This window comes from Enterococcus sp. E4-223, assembly GCF_035727065.1.
GTDB classification, from domain to species: domain Bacteria; phylum Bacillota; class Bacilli; order Lactobacillales; family Enterococcaceae; genus Enterococcus_B; species Enterococcus_B faecium.
The window spans coordinates 63,864-82,443 of the sequence record NZ_JAPMLH010000008.1 but is presented as its reverse complement, the minus strand read 5'-3'; the positions used below and the strand labels follow the sequence as shown (position 1 = coordinate 82,443).

At 35.4% G+C, this 18,580-nt stretch carries 17 protein-coding genes; 15 read left to right on the top strand and 2 right to left on the bottom strand.

What is annotated here, in order from left to right; genetic code table 11:
- The first annotated feature begins 11 nt into the window (after positions 1–11).
- From OS139_RS11335 to OS139_RS11295, 9 genes are all read left to right on the top strand, one after another.
- The gene (locus tag OS139_RS11335; RefSeq protein WP_002311523.1) at positions 12–302 is read left to right on the top strand and encodes a hypothetical protein; all 291 of its coding nucleotides are present in this window, start codon (positions 12–14) and stop codon (positions 300–302) included.
- 191 nt (positions 303–493) lie between these two features.
- On the top strand, positions 494–727 hold the full coding sequence (locus tag OS139_RS11330; protein ID WP_002311524.1) for a hypothetical protein: 234 nt from the start codon (positions 494–496) through the stop codon (positions 725–727).
- 66 nt (positions 728–793) lie between these two features.
- Entirely contained in the window at positions 794–1,033 is a 240-nt protein-coding gene (locus tag OS139_RS11325) for a hypothetical protein (protein ID WP_002313093.1), read from the top strand.
- Between the two features lie 85 nt (positions 1,034–1,118).
- Entirely contained in the window at positions 1,119–1,790 is a 672-nt protein-coding gene (locus tag OS139_RS11320; protein WP_002311526.1) for a class A sortase, read from the top strand.
- A gap of 52 nt (positions 1,791–1,842) precedes the next feature.
- The gene (locus tag OS139_RS11315) at positions 1,843–3,819 is read left to right on the top strand and encodes a pilin N-terminal domain-containing protein (protein ID WP_002325561.1); all 1,977 of its coding nucleotides are present in this window, start codon (positions 1,843–1,845) and stop codon (positions 3,817–3,819) included.
- Between the two features lie 12 nt (positions 3,820–3,831).
- A complete protein-coding gene (locus tag OS139_RS11310) occupies positions 3,832–4,587 on the top strand; it encodes a class C sortase (protein ID WP_002311532.1) in 756 nt (251 codons plus the stop codon).
- The gene (locus tag OS139_RS11305) at positions 4,584–5,411 is read left to right on the top strand and encodes a pilin N-terminal domain-containing protein (RefSeq protein WP_047936599.1); all 828 of its coding nucleotides are present in this window, start codon (positions 4,584–4,586) and stop codon (positions 5,409–5,411) included. Before OS139_RS11310 ends, OS139_RS11305 begins: the two co-directional genes overlap by 4 nt.
- Positions 5,412–5,420: 9 nt before the next feature.
- Positions 5,421–5,669 carry a hypothetical protein gene (locus OS139_RS11300; RefSeq protein WP_002311534.1) on the top strand — a complete coding sequence of 83 codons (249 nt, stop codon included), beginning with the start codon at positions 5,421–5,423 and terminating at the stop codon, positions 5,667–5,669.
- 42 nt (positions 5,670–5,711) lie between these two features.
- On the top strand, positions 5,712–7,811 hold the full coding sequence (locus OS139_RS11295) for an isopeptide-forming domain-containing fimbrial protein (protein WP_325066931.1): 2,100 nt from the start codon (positions 5,712–5,714) through the stop codon (positions 7,809–7,811).
- Between the two features lie 35 nt (positions 7,812–7,846).
- Here OS139_RS11295 and OS139_RS11290 read toward each other — a convergent pair whose 3' ends face one another.
- Both OS139_RS11290 and OS139_RS11285 read right to left on the bottom strand, forming a co-directional pair.
- Positions 7,847–9,898, bottom strand: coding sequence for a CAP domain-containing protein (locus OS139_RS11290; protein ID WP_325066930.1), 2,052 nt, complete (start codon positions 9,896–9,898; stop codon positions 7,847–7,849).
- Positions 9,899–10,017: 119 nt separating this feature from the next.
- Positions 10,018–10,227: a hypothetical protein gene (locus tag OS139_RS11285; RefSeq protein ID WP_002311538.1), complete on the bottom strand. Its 210-nt coding sequence runs from the start codon at positions 10,225–10,227 to the stop codon at positions 10,018–10,020.
- Between the two features lie 187 nt (positions 10,228–10,414).
- On the opposite strand from OS139_RS11285, the gene OS139_RS11280 reads away from it, so the two are divergent.
- The 6 genes from OS139_RS11280 (at position 10,415) to OS139_RS11255 (ending at position 18,567) form a co-directional block, all read left to right on the top strand.
- Positions 10,415–10,882 carry a hypothetical protein gene (locus tag OS139_RS11280; RefSeq protein WP_325066929.1) on the top strand — a complete coding sequence of 156 codons (468 nt, stop codon included), beginning with the start codon at positions 10,415–10,417 and terminating at the stop codon, positions 10,880–10,882.
- Positions 10,879–11,121, top strand: a complete 243-nt coding sequence (locus OS139_RS11275; protein WP_002305229.1) for a DUF5415 family protein — start codon at positions 10,879–10,881, stop codon at positions 11,119–11,121. Before OS139_RS11280 ends, OS139_RS11275 begins: the two co-directional genes overlap by 4 nt.
- Before the next feature lie 17 nt (positions 11,122–11,138).
- Entirely contained in the window at positions 11,139–11,441 is a 303-nt protein-coding gene (locus OS139_RS11270) for a TrbC/VirB2 family protein (RefSeq protein ID WP_002314409.1), read from the top strand.
- A 69-nt stretch (positions 11,442–11,510) separates the two neighbouring features.
- Positions 11,511–13,565 carry a hypothetical protein gene (locus OS139_RS11265; RefSeq protein WP_174126450.1) on the top strand — a complete coding sequence of 685 codons (2,055 nt, stop codon included), beginning with the start codon at positions 11,511–11,513 and terminating at the stop codon, positions 13,563–13,565.
- Positions 13,565–16,174: a VirD4-like conjugal transfer protein, CD1115 family gene (locus OS139_RS11260; RefSeq protein WP_002305162.1), complete on the top strand. Its 2,610-nt coding sequence runs from the start codon at positions 13,565–13,567 to the stop codon at positions 16,172–16,174. Before OS139_RS11265 ends, OS139_RS11260 begins: the two co-directional genes overlap by 1 nt.
- Positions 16,171–18,567: a pLS20_p028 family conjugation system transmembrane protein gene (locus OS139_RS11255; RefSeq protein ID WP_325066928.1), complete on the top strand. Its 2,397-nt coding sequence runs from the start codon at positions 16,171–16,173 to the stop codon at positions 18,565–18,567. Before OS139_RS11260 ends, OS139_RS11255 begins: the two co-directional genes overlap by 4 nt.
- The last annotated feature ends 13 nt before the right edge of the window (positions 18,568–18,580 follow it).

Genomic DNA, 18,580 nt, shown 5'->3' with positions numbered 1-18,580 from the left:
AGGAATAAATTATGAAATTTTTCGAAGTAAAATCACCATACTATTATGCGTTAATCGCAGCAAAGAATGAAGAAGAATGTGCAGAATTGTATGAACAAGTAGTAACAGATATCGAAAATCGTGAAGAATTTATTCGATGTTTGCATGAGTTAAATCGAAATGAAGCAATTCAAGAGGATGCGAAAAAAATTAGTGAAGAAACGTTACAACCAATCGGTATGGAGGAAGCTACAAAAGACATTTTTACAATTATTGATGAACAAAAATCTTGTGTATTAAGCATTGATTCTACATTGGTTTAATAGATCCAAGATTCTATAATTTTTTTCAAAGTAAAAAGAAATTAGGTAATGATTCTCAGACCAATTACTTAGGAAAATAACCATACAAATTAGATTTTACAGATAAAGGATTAGAAGGAATCACGGCGATTAATAAAAAGGTAGTATTACCTTAGGCATTCAGTAAGGAATTTATTTAGGAGGAAAATTAGATGGCGCGACCAGTTTTAGATGCGATGGATATGGATACTTTGACAAAAGGAAGGTATGTACAGCTGTTAGCTCGTGGTTATTCACCTAAAGATGTATTCAAAGCCCTATCTAAAGGAACAGATATGGAAAAAGAAAGATTACGAAAAGAATTCGACTATTGGAGAGAGCATAACGGAATAAAAGATTTAAAACCAGCACGTCCAGTTATTAGACGAAAAAAATTGAAGAAGTAAGACCAAAGCGTATGGCGTACATAGGCTTTTTTATTTTGATAAAAATAATGAAAGGAAGGAAAACTCATGAATTGTAAAGAAATCGAAAATAGAAAAAAAGTGTCGAAAGAAATGGAAGAAAAGTTACTAAAAACAATGAAACAAAAACACCTTAAAAGATTATCTGTCGCGCAATATATCAATGATATGCAGTTAACAGGAAAAGAGAAAGCTTGTTTGTTAGGTTCAATGAAAAACTTTGAACAGTTGAGACGAACTTATGTGAAAAAAAGTTCTAATTGTCAACTATTGTTAGAAGTCTCATGACATTCATTAATAGAATTCATTTTTAAAACTTTTTCTATGGAAATGAGAAAAAGTTTTTTTGTTTTGTCTGAAAGGAGGCAGATGGATGAAAAAATGGTTATTTGGTTTTTTAGGAGTCGCTTTAATCGTCTTTTGCAGTGTGTTTGGCTATGTTAGCTACCAAAAACATGAAGGAGATGTGTTTAAGCAAAATATAGAAAAAAAGATGCCCGTAGATCAAATCAATGCACACGCAAAGAGTTATAAGGAGGATGCAACGAACGTCAATAATGATATGTCTTTGGGGCAAATGTTGTCCATACAAAAAGAAGCAATCGAAATGGGCGTCAATAAACAAGTATTTGCACAAATTCAGATTCCTGCACTTGGTTTAGCATTGCCGATTTTTAAAGGGGCAAATCAATACACTTTGAGTCTTGGAGCGGCTACTTATTTTTATGAGGATGCCGAAATGGGCAAAGGAAACTATGTTCTAGCAGGACACAACATGGAAATGCCAGGTGTTTTATTTTCAGATATTCAAAAGTTGTCATTAGGGGAGGTGATGGACTTAGTTAGTAACGATGGCGTCTATCGTTACAAGGTAACGTGTAAATTTATCGTATCTGAGTACTTTAAATTAATTGATGGCGTTCCTGAAGAGAACTCTTTCTTGTCTTTACCAAAGAAAGGAGAGAAACCCTTATTAACGTTGTTTACTTGTGTTTATACGTCACAAGGAAAAGAAAGATACGTGGTACAGGGAGAACTACAATAACAAGGTTGTAATCAACGCGAGTCGTTGAAATATGAAATGAGGAGAGTAAAAAATGGCAATAAATCGGTATGTAAAAAAAGCTGGAATGCTTGTTGGAATGTTAGGAATCATTGCAGGCTGCTTTCAGGGATATCGAGCATATGCAGAAGATGTCACGCAAAAAACGCCACCAGAGAAGGTCAATATCACGGTTCATAAATTAATGTACGATCAAGGAACGCAATTGAATGTTGATATTGACGGGATCAAAAATGATGGTTATACGCACGATCAATATCCTACAGGTGTAACGAAATACAACAAGGCAGATTATGGTGATGTTGAGTTTACGTTAGGAAATATTACGGATCAAGTATTACCGAGGGAAGATTCTGATCTAACCAACGCGAAAGTGGACGAAATCGTTAAAGATGTAGAAGACAAGGGATCTAACAGTGAGTACGTTAAGAATGCAACCAATAAAATTACTTCAGCTGTAGATGAAAATGGTGAGATCACTTTTGCTGATCAACCAGCCTATGTCAATTCCAAAGGGAATGTATATGTGGTTTATGAAAGTAAATCCGCTGCTGGATTAGTCACACAAAAAGCAAAACCAATGGTTGTGATTGCGCCAATGACTGATAATACAGGTTCAGGTTTTTTAAAAGACATTCACTTATATCCTAAAAATATTGTTTCTAAGTTGAGTTTTGAATTAACGAAATTTGGTGACGATGGCACAGCTCAAAGCAAACAAACACCTTTAAAAGGGGCAAAATTTGAGTTATACAAGGGCGAACCTGGAAAAGGAACAAAATTAGGAGATCTTGTATCGGATGATCAAGGAAAGCTGACTGCTACTGATTTGACGTTAGGAAAATACTATTTTGTGGAAGTTCCTTCAGAAGTTGTAGTGGGATCAGATAAAGAACCAACAGCAGATCAATATTTATTAGGCGCAGACGCTCGCAACGATGCGCACAATAAATTAACCTTTGAAATTACGAATGATGGCGTGACAAGTGACTTAAAAGCTTCATACGTAAACTATAAAGCACCAGTGATCGATAAAACAGTAACAAATGGAACAGGACAAGAACATTCTTTCCAAATTGGTGACGCAGTAAATTATCAAGGAACGATTCATATCCCAACAGACATTGCAGGCGGAGCAGACGGTATCACAGTAAACGGAGTGAAAAGCGAAACTTCTCCTTACAGTGTATTTAAATGGGGGGATACAGCAGGACAAGGACTTTCTTATGTCGCTGCTAAAGCAAATATCAAAGTAACAAATAAAGATGGATCTGTGGTATTAAAAGAAAATACAGATTATAAAATCCAAAATTCAGAAAATGGCTTTGTGATCGATTTTATCGTGAATAATGGCCAAGTAAGTGATACTGTAGCAAGTTTACACGGACAAGATCTTCAAATGACTTATAACATGTATGTAAATGACAGCGCAGCTGTTGCCAATCCATTAACAAATAGCGTGGATTTCGTTTATAACAACAATCCATTTAATCAGGAAGAACACCACGAAAAAACGAAAGCTGACGTTGTGACTTATGGTGCAAAATTCTTAAAAGTCGATAGCGGACTATTTGGAACAGGAATCAAAGCAACACCGCTTGAAGGCGCAGAATTTGCTGTTAAAAACGCAGAAGGAAAATATTATGGTGGATTAGTTGATACGGATAAAGACGGTGTCAAAGAAGCAGTATGGGTAGACGATGTAGCAAATGCAGCGATCCTAAAATCAGATAAAGAAGGTCACTTTGAAATCACTGGTTTAACTGAAGGTGAATATTCACTGGAAGAAACAAAAGCACCAACTGGTTACCAAAAATTAACAGAAGATATTGCATTTAAAGTAAACAAAAACTCATTTAAAGAGGAAAATCGAATCACTGTTAAAAATAATCAAAAAGCAGCTATTCCATTAACAGGTAGTAATGGTTTCCAAACGTATGTATTGATCTCTTGCTTGTTGCTAGGAGCAGGGGCACTTTCTGCAGTTGTTTACTTTAAGAAGAAAGCCTAGAAGGATCAGCTAATGATTATTCGTAAGCCCCCAAAAAGAAGAGTCATGCACAAACTGATGATATTTTTTTGGTTGCTGTCGGCAGTAGCAGTCTATTTAATTCCAGTTGTGGAAACAAATGTAGCTAAATTTCAACAAAAGCAAAGAATTTTAGCCATTGAAAATCTTGAAAAAACAGATTCTTCTTTGGATGTTGCGAAAATAGAGTTAGGCGATCCTGTTGGTGTTCTTACAATTCCAAGTATTTCTTTAAAACTACCAATTTATGACGGAACTTCCGAAAAAATTTTAGAGAATGGTGTAGGGATTACGGAAGGAACTGGCGATATTACAGGAGGAAACGGTAAAAATCCTTTAATCGCAGGGCACAGTGGACTTTATAAAGATAATCTTTTCGATGATTTGCCTTCAGTAAAAAAAGGGCAAAAATTCTTTATTAAGGTAAATGAAGAACAACATGCCTATCAAATTTATCGAATTGAAGAAGTTAAAGCAGAAGAATTACAAAAGAATTATTTAGATTATCTCATGCCTGAAAAAGACCAAGATAGGATTACGTTAATGACCTGCACGCCAAAAGGTGTCAACTCACACCGCTTTTTAGTGTATGGTGAACGAGTTTCATTCAGTAAAGAAGATTTAAAACTACAGAAAAAAGCAAAAAATAGGAAATCAATTTCATTGGATTGGCGATTAGCACTGCTATTCGCTTTTTTTGCGTTCCTATTATTTTTATTTATAAAAAAAATAAGGAGGAGATCGGAATGAATAAGAGAAAATGGCTGTTTGTTTGTGTAGCAGCTCTCTTTGCAACTGCAGCTTACTCACAGATATCTTTTGCTGATAGCAGTACCACTCCAACTACCAGTCAGACAACAGATAGTTCAACAACTGCAACAAGCGACACGGACAGTTCGAAGAACACTGCAGAAGAAACGGCAGATTCAAGTACGAGTTCTACTGAATCAGCGGAATCAACGTCAGAAAGTTCTTCAGAGACTTCAGAAAAACTGCAAGAAGTAGAAGATACGCAAGTAATCAAGCAAAACATTCATATTCAAAAAATTATTTCTTCGAATCGAATCAACAATCAAGGAAGGCAAGTAGCTCAGCAAGAAGGTGTCAATGGCGCAAAGTTTATTGTCTACGATATCACGAATATCTTAGAAGAAATGACACAAGATGATAATGAGAAAAATCAATCGGTAGAAATAATTGAGTCAAAATTGAAAGATCGAGCAAAAAAACTTTCATACGACCAGTTGAAAAAAGTGACTGAAGGAGAAACCAAAACAATTGATGATCAGGAAGGTGTGATTGATTTTTCAATTGAAGTACCTGCAAACAAAAAACAAGCATACTATATCGTCAATGAATCAAGCCCTGAAAACATTTCAAATAGCGAAGATATTATTTTATTGACACCTATTTCAGATGAAAAGGGTGAATTTTTGACGGATGTTTGGTTATATCCTAAATCAAAGAAATCAGAGCCGAAAGAAGAAATTAAAAAAGTTGTATCAACTGGTGTAAAGAAAAACTTTTTTGATAATTGTTGGGATTTTTTCACTCATTTATTTTTTAACGATTAGGATGAAATGATGAAAATAATAAAAATGTTAGCTTTTAATCTATCTTTTTTAGCCGCAACAATATTGTGTTGCGGTTTAGTTTTTTCTCAATTATCAATTTATCCAAGATATCAACGATTGTTCGTTCATTTTCTAAATATCCAGCATGCTTCCATGCCACTAGAAGTGATTAACATGCTCTTAATCAATCCAATTTTTATGGCTAGTTTGTTTCTTCTTGCAGGATTGGTAACGTGGGTATTAGGAAAAAAAGAATGAGAAGCTTACAATCGTTTAACAAAATAATAGATGGAGGGCATTATGGAAAATAAAATTCATTGCACTACGGGAAGAGTATTTACTTTAGTGTTGTTTTTGTTCCTTCTTCTTTTTGCAAGGGGAACTGCAGTCCAGGCCTTAGAAAAAGTTGATCCGAGTCAAATCAGAGAAAATAATAATCTGGTACTTTATCATGATAGTGATTCATTGAGAAATATCGAAGTAACTGGGATCAATGGATTTAAGATACTAGATGAGTATTCAACTAAAAAACAAAAAGTACTTGCTTGGCCAAAAGTCAAAGATTTGAAAAGCACGTCAAAAATTGTTGCCCATTATCAAAAGGTGGGCACTTATCTAGGAAAAGAAATTGATTGCGACGTAACTTTTTCTAATTTTGTAGCGCACGCTGGGGTTAACCAAGACGGATTAGCTAAAACAATTAATGGGAAAAAGTATTATAATTATTTGCTCTTTGATAAAAACATTTATCGAGGCTTTTTCATGCAGTCAATCAACGTTATGAATGTAAAACTAGATTTTAAGTATTCAGGATCAAAAACAAAAGTAGCTTTGAGTGAACCACAGCCAGAAATTAATTCAAAAATGAGATCGATGAGAGCAGCTGGTATTGAGTTGAATGATACATTTCTATCTATTTACAGTTTAAATGGACAGTATCAGCAACGTGTGTCTTGGTATAATGACAATAATGAATCTGTCGGTGAACGTAATATTGATATGAGAGAATTTGTTGGGTATGAAAAAATGGGTAGCTTACCTTATTTTGTCACAACAGATACAGCATGTGCAGAATACAAAGCTCCTGCGTTATCAACAAACAATTTAACTTCAAAAGTAGTGGGAGGACGTGCAGAAAAGGCTTATAGCTCGAATGATCATTTCACCGATGTTGTAGGAGCTGATACTTATCACAGAAGTGGTGTAACGTATACGCTTCAAGGCGCTTCCCCAACATTCATGATTGGCGCAAATACGAATAGTATGATGTTTAGCTTTGATACTGCATTGCTATGGACACCACAACCATCGAAGCCTACAAAAGAAGTGTTTAACAAAGCTAATACTGAAGAGGCAGCACACAATATTGACAAAAAAGTGATTCCACAAGGATCAAATGTTTACTATCATATTCACCAAAAGTTTGATGCATTAACAGTCAACACAATGAACAAATACAAATCATTTAAAATCACTGATACCTTTGACAGCAAAAATTTTGATATGGTATCGGATGGGAAAAACTATGATGGCGCATTGTGGTATGTTGAAGCGAATGGGACTTGGAAAAAAGCTGATACAGGAGGAAAATTAACTGTATCAGGTAATACAGTCACTTATACTGCTTCTGACAGCTTTTTAGATAACGCTGCAAATTACGGTAGGGATTATATTTTGCAGCTCCATATGAAAGCAAAAAATGATGCAAAAGGAATTGCACCAAATGTGGCTACTGTAACGTTTAACAATGATCCGAACAAAGGAACACAAAAAACAAATACAGTAGAAAACTATTTCTCTCTTAAACCAAATAAAAAAGTGGAACAAGATGGGAAAGATGTTGATGGTCGAAATGATGGTAAAAAAGGAACGCCTACAGCTCCTTTAAATGCAGGATCTGAAGTACAATATCTAGTCACACAAAAATGGCATACAAAAGGTGTAGACATTGCGTCAGATCATTACAAGCAATTTAGTATTCAAGATCCAGTGGAAGCTCGTTTGACGTATAAAGAAGGTTCTGCGCGAGTGATAGATATGAGTACAGGAAAAGATATTACTTCAGAAGGTACACTAACCTATGATAGCAATTTAAGAACGCTGAAATGGGAAGCTTCCGCTGATTTCTTAAGTAAAAATCTTTTAGATGGACGAGAAATTCAACTGATATTTACAGCTAAAACTCCACTACAGTCAGAAAAAAATATTGATAACCAAGCCGTAGCAGCAGTAGAGAATGTTTCTAATAAAACGAATGTTGTAACAATTGGTGTTGATCCTAACTTGCCACAAGTCATTGTTCCTAGAACAGGTTCTACACATTTAGTAACAATTTTAGTGGTTAGCTTAGTATTACTTGTGTTAGCTACTCTTAGTTATGTGGCTCTGAAGTTCAATTAAACAAAAAAACAAGGCTGAAAATCAGCCTTGTTTTTCTATTTGAAAATTGGATTGGCACTAATAAATACGTTGTCTGAAGAAAGTGATCCATCTGCAGAAACTTCATAAGCATGAGATAACCCAACGATGCTTTGATTGTTGTAAAGTAAGTTTGCGTTATGAGCAGCGCTATCTTTCCACATAATCATGGCATTCACTGCTCCCGTATCTGAAAGGATCTCGTCAACGTAAAGGTAGAAACTATTGATATTTTCTCCTTTAGCGCCGTAGCAGCCTAAACTTTCTAAGAGATCTTGGAAAGTACCGCCGCCAGGTCGATAATGACTGAAGCTTACTTGTAATTCTTTTGCACGTATATCAGCAGCTTGTTGAACGATATCATTAAATTGCATTGGAGCTGCACCGTTTTGTTGACGATAATTATTTAACCATACAAGTTCTTTTTGACGCACATAGTTGTTTAAATCACTTAATGAGATATTTTTGTATTTGAACGTGATCGTTCGATTTTGGTCAACATTATTGATTACTCGTTGGCCGTTTTTATCTACGCTAATGGTAGGATCGTCATTTCTACACAAGAAATAATTTTGATCAGTCATATTTTTCCAAGGAGTAGAGAAGCTATCCCCTTCGTATACTGTTTTTGATTCACTAGAGAGAACAGCGTTGGTATCAGCATTTACATGATTAACAGTCACATTAAATTTACGAGTGTAGTTGAAAATATAATTTTGACTTTCAGTCACATTGTTTAAGGTTACTGAATTTGTTGGTTCTACCCGATCGTCTAAAACATATCCTTGAATAGAAGGCGCAGTTAAAGTGACACTGTCACCGTGAGTGACGTTGACTATCTGTTCTTTCAAAATATTAACTCGTCCTTCATTTTTGTAGTTGTTATTGCACAACAAATTGATTTGATGCACTTGATTATAATTGAATGTGATTGTTGTATTACCTGTGATTGTTCTGCTTTGAGTATCATTACCAATCACTTTGTAGCTAAAATTATCTTTAGCGCCTTCGCTATATTTAAATGCTTTTGCCTTAGCAGTGTAAGTAGAACCAGAAGTTACTTTTGCTTGATCTGTAGCAATCACTTGACCTGTTTGATTGTCAATATGGTTAATGGTAACCATATATGGCGTTTCAGGTTTGTGTTGCAACCCTTTAAATGCAGCATCTAGACTATTTTTAGCATTATTTACTTGGGCTTGAGAAGCCTTAGAATCGTCTAGTACTTTTTTAGCATTGGATAAAGCAGTCTGAAAATTATTCCAAGATTCTTCTGTAAAATCTCCTTTAGCAGTTGATTTTACTCGGTTGTATAAAGCTTGTAATTCAGCTTTATTCACAGTAGGTGTTGGTTTTTTCTTTAATCCCTTGTAAGCAGAATCTAAATTATTTTTAGCACTATCCACTTGTTTTTGAGTCGCTTTTGAGTCATTTAACACTTTATTAGCATTATTTAAAGCAGTTTGAAATGCGTTCCAGGTATTGTCGGTATAGTCACCTTTTTTCGTTCCCTTAACGCTCGTATAAAGAGCTTCTAAAGCTGATTTATTCACTTTGGGTTTAGAGGTGTCAGCGCCATACCAACCGATACCTTCGTATTTCCAGCCATAGTCTTTGGTTAACCATTGTACTTCTTTCCAACTTGCAGTGTAGTGATGTGAGCCAGATTTTACACCAGGAAGGAAAAGGCGGTAGATCGGTTTATTATTTTTTTCGGCAGAACGCCAGGCAGGCCCTTCATAAGTCCAGCCGTAATTTTTAGTCAACCATTTCACTTCATCCCAACTAGCTGTGTAATGGTGATCACGAAGACCTTTATTGTATAAACGATAGACAAGATGACCACCGCTAGTCGGTGCTTCCCAAGCGGGGCCTTCATAATTCCCCCACTTAATCTTCACTAGGTGATCACGTTCTTTTGTGCTAGAGGTGTAAAAATGTTCATGGTTATTTGGATTATAAAGGCGATACATGACGTTAGTTGAAGCAGCATCAGCAGATCCAGCGAAACCAAGTGTGGCAGCAAATGTTCCAATAGCTAAAACAGTTTTTGGGTTTAATAATTTCACATTTTCAACTCCTAAAAATTAGTTAAAATCGATTACAAAATCATTATATATCGGTAAGCCGATATGGTCAATAAAAAAATTAAGAAAAGCCTCATGTATTTCTGGCTTTTCTTAATTTGTTACTTAGTTGAAGCGTTAGTATCAATGGTTTCTTCAGCTAATTTATTTAATTTTATAGCATTGATGAATCTCATATTGTCTATACTTGAGCGCTTATTTGCGAGATCACTGACCGTAGTTAAAGGTACGCCAGATTCTATAGATATAGAACGAACTGATTTACCACTATCAAACAGCAACCATTCGATTTTCTTTTTATCAGCGTACATTGCAATGCTCCCTCTTGATTTTTTCTTTATTATAGCTCTTTTTTGTAATAAATCACAATATCAAGAGAGAAAGTTTTTATAGAAAGGTGGGAAATTATGAGTATCCGTTCCCCGTGTATCAAAATGAGGTTTGTTGCTACTTTCGTTATTTGATATACTAAAATAAAACAACGAAAGAAGGAATAAAATGAAGAAAAAGCAACTATGGTTTGTCTCTATGTTTGCAATATTTTTTATTATTTTAAGTGGATGTTCAAGTAATAAGAAATCGGAAGCTAAAGAAGATAATAGTTTATTGCAACCAGGAACTGTTTGGAAAGAAGAAGTAGGTGGTCTTGTTAATAATTTGAAAATTATAGACGATACTACATGGGAATATTCTGAAAGTGTATGGCATCCAGATCCTGTACAAATATCAGTTAAGAGACAAAAAGACTATAAAGGTTTAGAAAGATACAAAATAGTAGATTATGCAGGTATTAGCGACTTTATCAATAAACCAGATTCTTTATTTATCGTTGTTCCTTACGAGAAAGATGGCGTAAAAAAAATGGTTTTTCTTGGATCTAGTAAGGATGAAAAACGAACGAAAGAGAAATTAATTCATGATGGATCACAATCAAATAAATACAAATTACAAAAGACTAGCGAGTGATTGCTAGTCTTTTTATTTGTCCTGAAGGAGGAATCACAGTGGCAAAAGCTAAAACGCCATTTGAAAAAGCTGCGTCTAAAATCTTAGAACGTCGTGGTGTTTCTGAAACACAGTGGAAACAAGAAGTCCTTGAAAAAGCACAATTTGACCTATTACGGGGAAAAGACAAGGACTTAGAAGGATATATCTATCAACGTGAACGTGAAAAGCTTGTTTTCGATGAAATTATTAAACACTAAAAGGAGCGAACAATTTTATGTTTGAATCAATTACAATGAATTTTTTAACACAACCGAAAGTAGTAGCTGCGGTTGATATTTTTAGAGCATTACAAACTGCAGCAACTAGTTTAAAAAACAATTTGATGATTTTTGCTGGTGTTGCGGCCGTTGCTTCCATTGTTATTGGGGGGCTTTTCTTCCTATTTGGACGAAGAGGAGCTGAAAACGGGAAGATGCACGTAGGTTATGTATTGATGGGGGTAGGTGTTATTCTAGGGGCTGCTTCTATCATAACTTCGTTATTTGGATTATTTGGGCAAACACCTCAAGGATTATAAGAAAGTAAAAAAGTAGGAGTAAGAAGTAGTCGATACTTTTTACTCCTTTTTTATGAAAGGAGAATATTCATGTACTTTACGATTGCAGGCAATACCAAAACAGATAAAGAGTTAATTAAAAAAGCAACGAAGGAAGTAGGAAAGCGGACTTCTTTTTTACCGAAAACAATTAAATATTCTGTCATTGAAACGGAAGAACAGCTACATGTGTTAGGGAAAGTACTGGAACACGAAAGTCGATCTTCTGTTAAGTTGACTCTCACGTTACATGACACAGAAGGAAAAATAGAGAAAGCTGGTACAGAATACGTTTTTGGCCCGCTGGATTATCAAATTTCAGAAGGTTTCTATCCTACATTGATGGATTCAATCCGCCTTGATGTGTTTAAAGAAACGGATGAAACTATGAGTGTGGAAGAGTCTTATCGAAACGAAAAACTTTTACAAGTTTTAGAAGAAGAGTTAGAGAGCGACCAAAGAAAAGTGAATCAAGGGAGTGAAGTCGAAGTAAATGAAGAAGTACCATGGGAACGACCAATATTTCCAAAGAAGGAGTCAAAAGAAAAAGAGACAGTCTATGTTGACGAACAAGCTGATATTCCGACTCAGAAATCGATATTTGAGGAAGAGAACGATGTGATGGGTCAGTTGGAGGTAGATCCCTTTGAAGAAACAATGGAGGATGAAGAGACGGCCCAAGTAGAAGTTGATCCAGTTGAAGCTAATGAAGAGTCAACATGGACTGAAGGGGATTCTCAGGAATATATTGAACCACTTATCAGTGAAGAAGTAGAAAAAAACGAAATAGAGATACAAAAGGCAACTGTATTTGATTATATTTTGGATCGATATCCGCCAGAGCATGAATGGATGAAAGAAAAAAACAAATTATTTTTAAATGAGCTTTATTCGAAATATCAATTACCCCAAACCTATCAAGCATTTTTAGAGAGTAAAGAAGAATTAATCTCACAGGGTAAAGGCACACTTTTAGAACAGTTAGAGTCTGTCCAATCAACAAATTGGCATGAGCTTGCACAAGAAGATTTATTAGCCACCTTTGAAGAACGTCAACAAGAAACAGATCAAGAAATTAATGAGTATGCGACGGAACAGTCGTCTAATTGGGAGAAAGCAAAAGAGGAACTAAATAAAGAAGAACAGCGAGTGATTGAAGAAGAAGTACAAAAAATTAAAGAGCGATACGAAAAGAAACGCGACAATGCGTATTCCTTGTGTGTAGAAAAGATCAATAATTTTACTCAGACGAATCAAGAAGCGTTATCGAAAGAAAAAGAAAACTTGTTAAAAGAACGTATAAGAGAACGAAAAGAAGAATTTTATCAAGGTTTGCGTACAGATAAGCTAAAGATTAGCAAAGAATTAAATGAGCAACTGAATAAGCTCTATCAAATAACAAGTGAAGCTCTTATGGAAAAACACGAGCAGATCCAGCAAGAATTACAAGTACAAATTCCAAAATGGAAAAAAGAGTATAAAATTTACCAACAAGAATTGAAAGAACAAGAAGAAAAACAACGGCAAAAAGAAAAAGAGCGTGAACAATTAGAACTAAAAAAACGGAAACAGGATCTTGCGGAACAACAAATGGCGATAGAAAAACAACGGTTAGAGCAAGAAAAGGAAAAAGAAGCAGCTGCTCGTAAGGAACGTCAAGAACAAATGGATAAATTGCGACAAGCACAGTTAAATTATCTAGCACAACCTCAACCAGTAGCTGCTGTTCAAACGCCAGTGAACAACCAAGCAAATTTAACTCCTTCACCACAGCGTTCCTTTAACGGATGGATGGTGGGATGTATTGCAAGTTTAAGCTTGCTTCTAGGTGGAGGAACAGTATTTGCTTTTAATCATATCAATCAATCTTCACAGGCTGATTCTGTGGCCACAACGACGTCAATCAAGGAAGAAGCCCAAGAACAAGCAAGAAAAGAGTATGAACAACAATTAGAAGAATTATTGAATCGTACCAATCAGTCAACAACAGAGTCAAGTATGGAAAATAGCAAAGAGAGTGATCCTAGTAAGGCTAAAGAAGGATCAAGCGATTCAACTGTACAATCAAACACTTCCGAAAGTTCAGAATCAAATGAGGTGAAATAATGCGTGTTAGAGAAACAACGAGACGAAAAGACAAACGATTCAATTTAGAAAAGAATAGGTATCTTTCTCATTTCTATCGCTATACTCCTTCAGGAGAAGAGCTACCAGAAAAACATGACAAACGTATTTCTCAAAAGATTTTTTATAGTGGCTTAGCTTATCTTCCTTTAAACTATGTTGTTACAAGAATACCAGAAGCATTTCATCGATTTGAGATTATTCCAGGAAGTTTACAAGGAGTGAATATTTTTCAGTTACAAGAAATGCCGCAGTTATTCCATTTTGATTCAACTGGTTTTTGGAATCCTTTGACCCCAACAACAAGTTTAGGCACACGTTTAGTTGTTTCTACGATTTGTGTTGTTCCAGCTGTACTTATGGGATTGAAAATGGACATGTGGTTTCGTCCTCTAGCAGATGGGCAAAAAGGAGATAACCGATTAAAAACGTTAAAGGAAATCCAACAAATTTATCCGCAAATACCAGAATCAAAGGGAGGTTTTCCTGGTTATGGCGGAATACCAATTACTCATTATAAAAAGTACTGGTATATTCAGACGGATACAGTAAATACTTGTATTGTTGGTACTTCCCGTTCAGGGAAAGGACAGATAGAAGTTTTAGCAACCATTGACAATTTGTCTCGTGCAGAAAGACAAAGTTCAATGGTTGTTAATGATCCAAAAACAGAATTATATGTTGCTAGTAAAGATGAACTAGAAGCTAGAGGGTATGATGTGTATGCATTTAATATCACCGATCCACTGCAATCAATGAGTGATAATCCATTGGCACTCATCGTGAAATACTGGAAGCGAGGAGACATAGACACAGCGACACAGTTAACCAATACTTTCACGAATACGATTTATTATGATGCCAACGCTTCAGACAATAAATACTTTAACGAAAATGCGCAAAAAGCTGTCAATGCGCTTATTTTTGCGTTATTGGAACAAGCGGATCAGACAGGGGATTACTCCAAATTAACACCGAATAATCTCGTCGAACTTCTTTCTGAGATTGGTGGTTTTAATTACCAAGATCCTGATAATGAATTCAAGCAGCTCAATGCTTTAGATGAATTTATGAATCAGTTACCACCTGGAAACATAGCAAAAAAACAATATGGGGCAACAAAAATTGGTTCTGATAAAGCGAAAGGCAACATTCTATCGACAGCGATCACAGGACTAAATCCATTTACACTGACGAAAATTGCGAAAATGACTTCTCAATCAACCATTGATTATAAGTCCATTGGTTTTCCGAAGTATTTGGATCTCAAACTACACGAGAGTCTGTTAAACCAGCGAATTGTTGTAGAGTTTTATCATCAAGGAAAAAAATTTCATGAGGAACGTGTCAAAGTAGGCTATAGAGGTTTTTGTGAAATTAACTTTGATTGTCATTTAGAACAGGGAGATCATGTTTGCTTAAAATATGATCATCGAGGAAAAGAATATGTTGCTTGGTATGAGTTTTCTCAAAGAGTATTGAAAGACGAAGAGGGAAATATCGTTTATCGAAAAAAACGAGGAGAAACCCATTTGCCAGAATTAGAAAAAGAAGCCGTTCTAACATTAGATGAGGATAAAAGTAACTTATTAGTAGAGTCTATTCGGATGCACTATACCGATAAACCAATGGCTATTTTTATGCTCACACCTGATTATGATCCATCTAACCATATCATTGTTAGTATTTTTCTTAGTCAGTTGTATAAAGAATTATCTACGCAATGTGTTAAGACTAAAGGAGATAAATGTCACCGTAGGATTCATTTTATTTTAGATGAATTTGGGAATATGCCACCAATGGATAATATGGAAGGAATCATGACAGTCACAGCTGGTAGAAACATGTTGTGGGATCTGTTTATTCAATCTTATCAGCAACTTTATGCGAAGTATGGGGAACAAAACGCAGCGATTATCAAAGAAAATTGTCAGACACATATTTATATTATGTCGACAGACGATAATACCATCGAAGAATTTTCCAAAAAAGTGGGGAATAAGACGGTTGAACAAGAAAACAGTACCATCAATTCATTAGGTATGAATACTCATATCAATCGCAATGTTGATTCAGATCGTATCTTAACTCCTGAAAGAATTTCTACTTTTTTAGAAGGTGAAACGATTGTACTCGCTCCTTTAAAACGACAAGATTTGAAAGGTCATAAAATACGGCCGTATCCTATTTTTAATCATGGGGAAACGAATCTTCCTTATGCTTATCAATATATTGAAGATTTCAATCCATCGTGGGATATCAATGATATAGACATACATTGTACACATGCGGACTTGGATCTTAAGGCTTTACAAATTGATTACGATTATTTTCTACCTGATATCTATGCACGTCGACTTTATCACAATATGCACGATCAAATAGAAGAGGAAGCTAAAGAAAACATTTTTATTAAAATCGTTCAATCTTTAGACAACTCAACGGCACAAAAGTTACTTATTCAATTTTATGAAGAGAAGCAAATAGATCGTTTGCAAGAATACCTTGAAAAATTGCGTCAAAATGAAGAAATTACAGAGGTTATAAGGAAACGACTTTTGCTAGAAGCTGAAAAGGCGGTGAAAGAATGATCATTGGAGGAATATTTTCCGGCATTGCCGACTGGTGGTCAGGCTTATTTGGAGATGGGGATGCAGATCCCAAAACCGTAACGAAAGTCTTACAAGATTATGGTAATTATCTGCAGTATCAAGATGTATTCAGTTGGATTTGTAATACTTTTTTATGGGGTTTGATTAAAGGGTTATATAATCTCAATACTTTACTAGAAAAAACAATTTATCAAAGCTTTGATTTAAAAGACTTATTGAACGCCGCTGGTGTTAATGAACTGTTTCAAAGTTTGATTAGTAAGGTATTGGCTCTTTTTTGTGTCGTCACATTAATTTATTTAGGCTTAAAATTTTTTATGAGTAAACATCCACCAAAAATCAAAAATATCTTGGTTAATCTATTTATGGCCATGATTTTGATTTTTGGTGGTAATTCTTTAATCGATGAAGGGCTAAATATTAGTAAAAACTTTTACGGAGACGTGACTGCAGCAAATAAAGCAGATAAAACGGGTTCACCTGCTTTTCAAATTATTCAAAATAATGTGATCGATGTCAGTACATTACTAGCAACTGACCCGAATAAAGTAGAATCCCTGCCAACAGACAAAAGAAATGCTTTAACAGCGAAAAATTTTAAAACAGCGAATATCAATGGGATTATTACTCCTAAACAAGCTAAAGAAATGGCGGATAAAGATAAGAGTGGTTTATCAGATTTACAAAAGGATCGGTTAAGAGCGTTACAATACCGACTGGAACTGGATGATAATGGAAAAGAAATTCCTGTGCAAATCAGTGATGAAGGCTTAGCCAAATATGTTTATACTTCAGGGTATCGTCGATACATTAGTAGTCCAGGGATTATTTTAGCTGGTGAATCTTCTTTGGCGGTGGCCTATTTATTTATCTTGTTTACGATTGTTACTTGCATTATTGAGCTGGTATTTAAAAAATTCTATTTAGTGATTGCCGCGTCAACGGACTTTGAGACAGGACAACGGATGAAAAGTGCGATAGAAGATATTTCTCAATCCTTCTTGTTATTGGCATTTACGATTTTAGAATTACGAATCTATACATTAATGCTTTCAGGTATCGGTGATTTGCATGCGGAAGGAAAGATCAATGGATTCTTGTATGTTGTCGCTTTAATTGTACTAACCATTGCGCTATTCAAAGGCTCTCAATCAGTTACGAAAATTTTCGGCGTTGATACGAGTCTGAAAAACGGCAGCAATTCTCTTCTTAGCATGTTTGCCTTAGGAAATATTGCGAAAAATGTGGGTAGTGGGGCTAAAAACCTTGCAAGTGCTGGTAAGAGTGGTTTAAGCAATTTAAATGATATTCGTAAAAATGGATTTGGCAATCGAAAAGATGGTACTCCTGATAACGGGGAAGAACAACCAGACGATAAAGCTACAACAGTACCTAATAGTAAAAAGACAGTTTCCGAAATGTTCGGGAAAGCGAAGAATGGTGTTTCTAAAGCCGCAGAAGGTCTTGGTTACGTCAATGAACGTGGGTTAAAAGGAACAGCTGAAGATCTTACAGAAAAAGCCAAAGACACCTTAGAAGAAAAATTAGACGGCACGAGAGCCAAAGAATTGGCTGAAGCTGTGAAGAATCCGTCCGAAGCACTAGAAAAACAAAAAGAAAAAGCTTCAGAAGTCAAAGAAGGACTAAAAGATGCGTATGGTGAAGGACAAGTCAATGCAGCAGTGAAGGCAAATACAACAAGTGAAAAAGAAAATCAAGAAGGTGCAGCGATTCCTTCAGCCAAAGATCACCAAGATGAGTTACATTCTAACGAAAATTCGATCGGAGAAAAAGATTCAGAAGAAGGACAACATGGTCAGTTACCAAAAACCGATCCAGAACAATATCGTTATAAATCTAACATTAATTCTGAAAACGAAAAACGCATTTCAGATTTACCAAAACGAAATCAAGAAGTACAAACGGATGAGGATTCCATCGATCTGCCAAATGATAATGGCATCGAAGTTGGAACTGAAAAATCAACTAAAATTGGTTTGCCTAAGACACAAAATTTACCAATGAAAGATAGTCGTTGGAATCAATTCAAGGAGAATGATCAAAGCTTTGTTCACCAATCAACTGCAGGTAATGTTCAAATGAAACCAAGTCGTTTGCCTGAAAATGGAAATCTGACAACTGTTTCTTACAATTTATCTGAAAGTGGGGAGACAGGGAATGCGTCCGTTCAAAATGTTGTGACAAGAGAAGCTGCACCACAACCTATTCAAAAAGTTCACACAGGTTACAAGCCAGCAAATGTGGCATTTACTGCACCAACAAAAATAAAAGTGACACGAGAAACTAAAAACAGGAACAATGAATTGAAAGAACAACTATTGCGGGATATCAAACAGGATATCAAACCATAAAAGGCCTACAAGT